Source organism: Frankia sp. CeTa3Moorea (genome assembly GCF_978021225.1).
Genome location: NZ_CDXDOR010000216.1, coordinates 1 through 6073, shown reverse-complemented (window position 1 = coordinate 6073; position 6073 = coordinate 1). Strand labels below are relative to the sequence as shown.

6 protein-coding genes and 1 pseudogene are annotated in these 6073 nt (G+C 71.5%); 2 read left to right on the top strand and 5 right to left on the bottom strand.

Features of this window, described 5'->3' with window-relative positions:
- A pseudogene (locus AC08OV_RS22825) lies at window positions 1-432 on the top strand (hypothetical protein); the annotation flags it as partial.
- Window positions 433-522: 90 nt separating this feature from the next.
- Here AC08OV_RS22825 and AC08OV_RS22820 read toward each other — a convergent pair.
- The 3 genes from AC08OV_RS22820 to AC08OV_RS22810 all read right to left on the bottom strand — a co-directional run bounded on the left by AC08OV_RS22820 (window position 523) and on the right by AC08OV_RS22810 (window position 3083).
- Entirely contained in the window at window positions 523-2178 is a 1656-nt protein-coding gene (locus AC08OV_RS22820) for a leucyl aminopeptidase family protein (RefSeq protein WP_476620289.1), read from the bottom strand.
- Between the two features lie 112 nt (window positions 2179-2290).
- The gene (locus AC08OV_RS22815; RefSeq protein WP_007511639.1) at window positions 2291-2458 is read right to left on the bottom strand and encodes a DUF3117 domain-containing protein; all 168 of its coding nucleotides are present in this window, start codon (window positions 2456-2458) and stop codon (window positions 2291-2293) included.
- Window positions 2459-2720: 262 nt separating this feature from the next.
- Complete coding sequence (locus AC08OV_RS22810; RefSeq protein ID WP_476620288.1) at window positions 2721-3083, bottom strand: DivIVA domain-containing protein; 363 nt, start codon at window positions 3081-3083, stop codon at window positions 2721-2723.
- A 54-nt stretch (window positions 3084-3137) separates the two neighbouring features.
- Here AC08OV_RS22810 and folP point away from each other — a divergent pair, with 54 nt between their 5' ends.
- Window positions 3138-4040 carry a dihydropteroate synthase gene (gene folP, locus AC08OV_RS22805; protein ID WP_476615573.1) on the top strand — a complete coding sequence of 301 codons (903 nt, stop codon included), beginning with the start codon at window positions 3138-3140 and terminating at the stop codon, window positions 4038-4040.
- A gap of 111 nt (window positions 4041-4151) precedes the next feature.
- Here folP and AC08OV_RS22800 read toward each other — a convergent pair whose 3' ends face one another.
- Together AC08OV_RS22800 and AC08OV_RS22795 are read right to left on the bottom strand one after the other, a co-directional pair.
- Window positions 4152-4751, bottom strand: coding sequence for an LOG family protein (locus tag AC08OV_RS22800; protein WP_476615572.1), 600 nt, complete (start codon window positions 4749-4751; stop codon window positions 4152-4154).
- Window positions 4748-5602: an LOG family protein gene (locus AC08OV_RS22795; protein WP_476615571.1), complete on the bottom strand. Its 855-nt coding sequence runs from the start codon at window positions 5600-5602 to the stop codon at window positions 4748-4750. The genes AC08OV_RS22800 and AC08OV_RS22795 overlap by 4 nt, the downstream gene beginning before the upstream one ends.
- Window positions 5603-6073 lie beyond the last annotated feature (471 nt).

The window sequence follows — 6073 nt, the reverse complement described above, 5'->3', positions numbered from 1 at the left end:
GTACCCACCCCGTCGGCCGCGGGAGGCGGCCTCGCCGGCCTTACCGCCGAGCAGGTGGCGATCCGGCTGGCCGGCGCGGGCCTGCCGCTGCACACCACCGTCGTCTACACCGCGGTCACCGACCCCGATCGTCTCCTGGGCCGGACGAACGGCTACACCAGCAGAATCGCCTTCAGCGATCCGCGGGTGGGCGTCAACGAGGTCTCCGGGAGCGCCGCGGACGCGATCGAGCGCGGCGGCTCAATCGAGGTCTTCGCGGACACGGAGAGCGCGCAGCGGCGGGCGACGAAGCTCCTCACCGTCACCGCCGACAACCCGCTCGTCACCGAGTACGTCTTCGTCCAGCGCACCGTGGTGCTCCGGGTCTCCCTGGTCCTCTCCGAGGACATCGCCCGGGGATACGAGGCCGTGCTCCTGCGTCTCGCGGCCTGAGATCCCCCTCGCGGCCCGGCAACACCCAGGGGTACCTGGGACCGTCTGGGGGTTCCGGGGTTCCGGGGTTCCGGGGTTCCGGGGTTCTACTCAGGCCGCCGGTGCCTGGGACGGCCCACCCGACAGCCAGGTCAGCAGGGTACGCACCCCCCACCCGGTGCCGCCCCGGCTGATCTCGCCGTCGTCGGCGTCCGACCGTGCGGTGCCCGCGATGTCCAGATGCGCCCAGGGCCGCCGGCCCGCAAACTCCCGCAGGAACAGCGCCGCGGTGATGGAACCGCCCCCGACGTCCAGCGCCCGGCCGATGTTGGCGAGGTCCGCCACCGGCGAGTCGATCGCCGCCCGGTACTCCTCCACCAACGGCAGCCGCCACACCCGTTCCCCGGCGCTGTCCGCCGCGGCGGACAGCGCCGCCGCCAGCTGGTCGTCCGAGCTGAACAGCCCGGCGGTGCGCCGGCCGAGCGCCACGGCGATCGCTCCGGTCAGCGTGGCGAGGTCGACGATGACATCCGCGTCAAGCGCGCCCGCGGCGTAGGCGAGGCCGTCCGCCAGCACCAGGCGACCCTCGGCGTCGGTGTTCAGTACCTCCACCGTGGTCCCGCCCCAGCAGGTGATGACGTCGCCGGGACGCATGGCAGTCGCACCGATCATGTTCTCCGCCAGGCAGAGCAGACCGGTGACGCGCCCGGGCACGTTCAACGCCGGCAACGCGGTCATCGCCCCGAGCACCGCCGCCGCGCCCGCCATATCAGTCTTCATGCCGGCCATCGGGACGGCCGGCTTCAGGGAGAGCCCACCCGAGTCGAAGGTGATTCCCTTCCCGACCAGGACCCGGTGACCATCGGTGAAGCGGCCCGCCGACGAACCATCCGGCCCTGCCGACCCGGCGGATCCCGCCAACCCGGCCTCGCCAGAAGTCCGCGGTGGCCCGTGATATTCGAGTTTGACCAGGTAGGGCGGCCGAGGGGAACCCTCACCGACGGCGCACAACCCCCCGAAGCCCTGCGCCGAAAGATCGCCGGGGCCGAGCAGGGTCGCGTCGAGACCCGCCGACGCGGCGATGCGCACGGCACGGTTCGCCAGCCACTCGGGTGACTTCACCAGACTCGGCATGTTGACCAGATCGCGGGCGATGTATACCCCGGTGGCCACCGCCCGCGCGGCGTCGACCGCGGCCGCCGCCCCAGGCTCGTCCGCCCGACCGGTGAGCACGATAACGTCGCCGGGCACGCCGTTCTCCGGCCCGGGCCGGCCAGCCGGGTCGGGCACTCCGCCAGCCGGGTCGAGCACTCCAGCGGCCCGGTAGGCGCCTAGCGCCAGGCCTTCGGTGAAGGCCCGCAGGCCCGGATCGCCGGGCTCCGCCACCACCGCGAGCCGGTCCGGTGCCCCGGCGCGGCGGGCGAGCGCGGCGCCCGCGGCCCGCCAGTCACCCGGTTGACCGGCGCCGATGCCGACCACGAGCAGCCGGGTCGGCCGAGCCGTCCGGGCCAACGGCACCACCAGCACCGAACCCGCATCGCCGCGCAGGGACTCGGACTCGACCAGCAGCGCGAGATCCAGTCCTAGATCGGCACCGACGCCGCGGGCAGTCTCATCGAACACGGGTCCGTTCTCGGACGACGCGAGGACCAGGGCGACGGTCGCGGGCTCGACGCCGGCGACGGTGGCGGACCGTAGGGTGACGCTGAGCGGAAGCCTGATGAGCCCGTCGATCGCCGGGCCTGGCGCGGAATCAACGATGCTCATGCCGGCCTTCTCGCCGGGACAGCCGGACTCGCCGGGACCGCCGGACCACGACGGGACCCGGCTGCCGCGGGACAGGCGCGAGGACAGCGCACACGGACGGACACACGGACGGTTAACCGACCGCGGTCTTCAGGGCATCCCCCAGCGCACTCGCCTCGTCGGCGGTGAGTTCCACGACGAGCCGACCGCCCCCCTCCAGCGGGACACGCATGACGATGCCGCGCCCCTCCTTGGTCACCTCGAGCGGACCGTCACCCGTCCGCGGCTTCATGGCCGCCATCGGTGCACCTCTTCCTGCCGTCGGACCTGCATCTGACGACGATTATCCCGTAGACCGGACCGCAAACCGAAACACGTCTCTGCGCGGCATCACAACAGTCGCCCGCCGCAACATCGAGAGGTGGGCATCGATGTTGACGGCGGCGCCTGTACGTGTCCCTGCGTAGGCCAGATCGACCGGCTACCAACAGTCGATTGTAATGCCACAGACAGTCGGCGGATGCCACGGACAGTCGGCGGATGCCACGGACAGTCGGCGGCGATCACTCGTCGATCTGTGGCGAGCGAGTAACCCGATGCCCGTCCGGCGATGGCGCGGTGTCGACGCGCGCGAACGCGGCCAGCCGGACCAGCTCCTCGTCCCGCCGGGCCAGCTCCTCGTCCCGCCAGGCCAGCTCGTCGGCCAGCCGAAGCAGGACGGCGTCAACCTCGGCCATCCGGTAACCACGCAGCGCCATCCCGAACCGCGTGCGGGCAATGTCACCGGCTGTTACCGTACCGACAGGTAGTCCGGTGGGAGCGCCGTCCGGCGGCGCCGGGGCGAGCCGATCGAAGCGACCGACGGCCAGCGCGGCCACCGCGAAGACGACGGCGGCCACGATCACAATTTCGATGACGAGCACCACGCATCCGATCGTGCCACGGCCCGCCGATCGCGGTAATTCTGGCAGGCTGGCCCGGTGCATGCCGACGCTGCCCACCCGGCCCCGCTACGGCGGGATCCGCTACGACTGGGTCCGCGGACCTTCGAGCCGACCGAGCTGATCGTGATGGCGATCGTCAACCGCACCCCGGACTCCTTCTTCGACCGCGGGGCGACGTACGGTGCGGCCGAGGCGTTGGCTGCGGTCGACCGTGCGGTCGACGAGGGGGCGGGGATCATCGACATCGGCGGGGTGAAGGCCGCGCCCGGCGGCGAGGTGAGTGCGACCGAGGAGCTGCGCCGCGTGGGTGGCTTCGTCGCCGAGGTCCGGGCCCGCCACCCCCGGCTGGTCATCAGCGTCGACACCTGGCGCGCGCAGGTCGGACGGGTCGTCGCGTGTGAGGGCGCCGACCTGCTCAACGATGCCTGGGGCGGGGTGGACCCGGCGCTCGCCGAGGTCGCGGCCGAGTTCGACGCCGGTCTGGTCTGCACCCACGCCGGCCATCTGCCGCCGCGCACCCGGCCGCACCGGATGGTCTACGACGACGTGGTCGCCGACATCGTCGCCACCACGGTGGGGCTCGCCGAGCGGGCGGTGTCGCTCGGGGTCCGGCCGGATGCGATCCTCGTCGATCCCGGGCACGACTTCGGCAAGAACAGCCGCCACTCCCTCGAGGCCACCCGCCGGCTGCCGGAACTGGTCGCCACCGGGTGGCCGGTGCTCGTCGCGCTGTCGAACAAGGACTTCGTCGGGGAGACCCTGGACACTGGCATCGACGAACGCCTGGAGGGCACGCTGGCCGCGACCGCGGTCAGCGCCTGGCTCGGGGCCCGGGTCTTCCGGGCGCACCAGGTGGCGGCGACGTGGCGGACGCTGCGGATGGTCGCGGCGATCCGGGGCGACGTCGACCTCGCCGTCGCCCGCCGCGGCCTCGCCTGAGGACCGCCCTCGCCTACCCAGCCAGCCTGCCTATCCAGCCAGCCAGCCAGCCTATCCAGAGGGATTTTTCGGACACGAAACCCTCTGGATAGGCAAGGAACAGGAACGGGCTCAGTCGCCCTCGACGATCTCCCGCAGGGTCGGGGGCGGGGGCGAGGTGACGGTCGCCTCTGTCACACCCGCCTCCAGGAAGTCCACCGCCTCGCCGATGCCGGTCGCCCAGCGGAGGGTGTCCCGGGCGCGCGGGCGGACGAACCCGCGGTCGACCATCTCGTCGACGAGGATCCGCAGGTGGGCAAAGACCCCGTCGGGGTCGAGGACCACCACGGGCTTGGTGTGCATGCGCAGGACCCCGGCGACCCAGACCTCAAGCAGCTCCTCCAGGGTGCCCAGGCCCCCGGGCAGAGCCAGGAAGGCGTCCGAGCGTGCGTCCATGAGCGCCTTACGCTCCCGCATGGTCTCCGTGACGATGATCTCGTCCGCGTCCAGGTCGCGGACCTCCATCGCGACCAGCGCCCGCGGGATCACGCCGACCGTGTAACTTCCGCCGGCCCGCGCCGCCCGGGCGATCGCCCCCATGCACGACACCGAGCCTCCGCCGGAGACCAGGGTGTGGCCGCGCCGGGCAAGCTCGGTGCCGGTCTGGGCCGCCAGCAGGACGTACGAGGGGTCGATCAGCTCGGAGGAGGCGCAGTACACGCAGATGTTCACGGAATATCCATACCTGCGGGCCGGGTGTGCCCGGCGGTTCCCTCCAGGATGATGCGCACGGCCTCGTGGATGCCGTCGGTGATCGAGAGGATCTGCAGGTCCCGCTCTTGGACCAGGCCGGCGGGCAACAGGGTCGTCCGCATCCAGTCGACGAGTCCCGACCAGTACTCGGAGCCGATCAGCACCACCGGGAACCGGGTGACCTTGCCGGTCTGGACCAGAGTCAGCGCCTCGAACAGCTCGTCGAGCGTGCCGAACCCACCGGGGAGGATCACGAACGCCTCGGCGTACTTCACGAACATCGTCTTGCGAACGAAGAAGTAGCGGAAACTGACGCCGAGGTCGACCCAGTCGTTGAGCCGCTGCTCGTAGGGAAGCTCAATACCGAGGCCCACCGACAGGCCGCCGGCCTCCTGGGCCCCACGGTTCACCGCCTCCATCGCGCCCGGCCCCCCGCCGGTGATCACCGCGAAGCCGGCCTCGGCGAGCGCGGCGCCGAGCAGCCGGCCCTGCTCGTAGAACGGGCTGTCCGGGGGAATCCGGGCCGAGCCGAAGACGGTCACCGCCCGTGGCAGTTCGGCGAGCAGGCCGAAACCCTCGACGAACTCGCTCTGGATCCGCATGACCCGCCACGGGTCGGAATGGACGAACCCCGAGGGGCTGCGGGTGTCGAGCAGGCGCTGATCCGTGGTGGAGTGCTCCACCTGGCCACGCCGGGCAATGACTGGCCCACGGAACTGCTCCGGCGGCGGGATGCGGCGCTCGCGCCCCGCTGGAACGCTGACGCCGGTCGGGGCGACATCACCGCCGACGGGCGCCGATGGGGACGGGTCCGGGTTCGAGGGTGTCACCACGGCACCATAGGCCAGCCAGGTAACAGTTCAGACCGGCCTGCGCAGCGGCAGGGACCGCGGCCGGGGCGCAGTGCCACGGCCGGGCGACGCGGCCCACGTCGCCGCCCGGCGCCGGCCGAGACGCGCCGACCACCCGGAGCAGGGACTCGTCAAAGTCGGGCGGTGAGTTTTGCCTGATCAGAGGGGGTCACAGGAGCAGGGGTCGGAGTGCTCGGTGGGGGTTTTGGTGGTTGCGGGAGGTCTCGTCTCTGAATTTGGTTACTCCCAGTATTCGAAACAGGGTGATCACCAGGTTGGTGAGGATGGACATCAGCTCGGGTCCGTCGCCGGTGCGCAGCAGGGAACGGTCCTCCTCCCAGATCACGTCGCGTAGCCAGTGCAGGTGCTCGAACTGTCAAGCAGGGTGCACCTGTGGTGCTCAACTGTCGGGGGAGGGCCGCCCGCGAAGCGGGGGCCTGTCAACTTAAC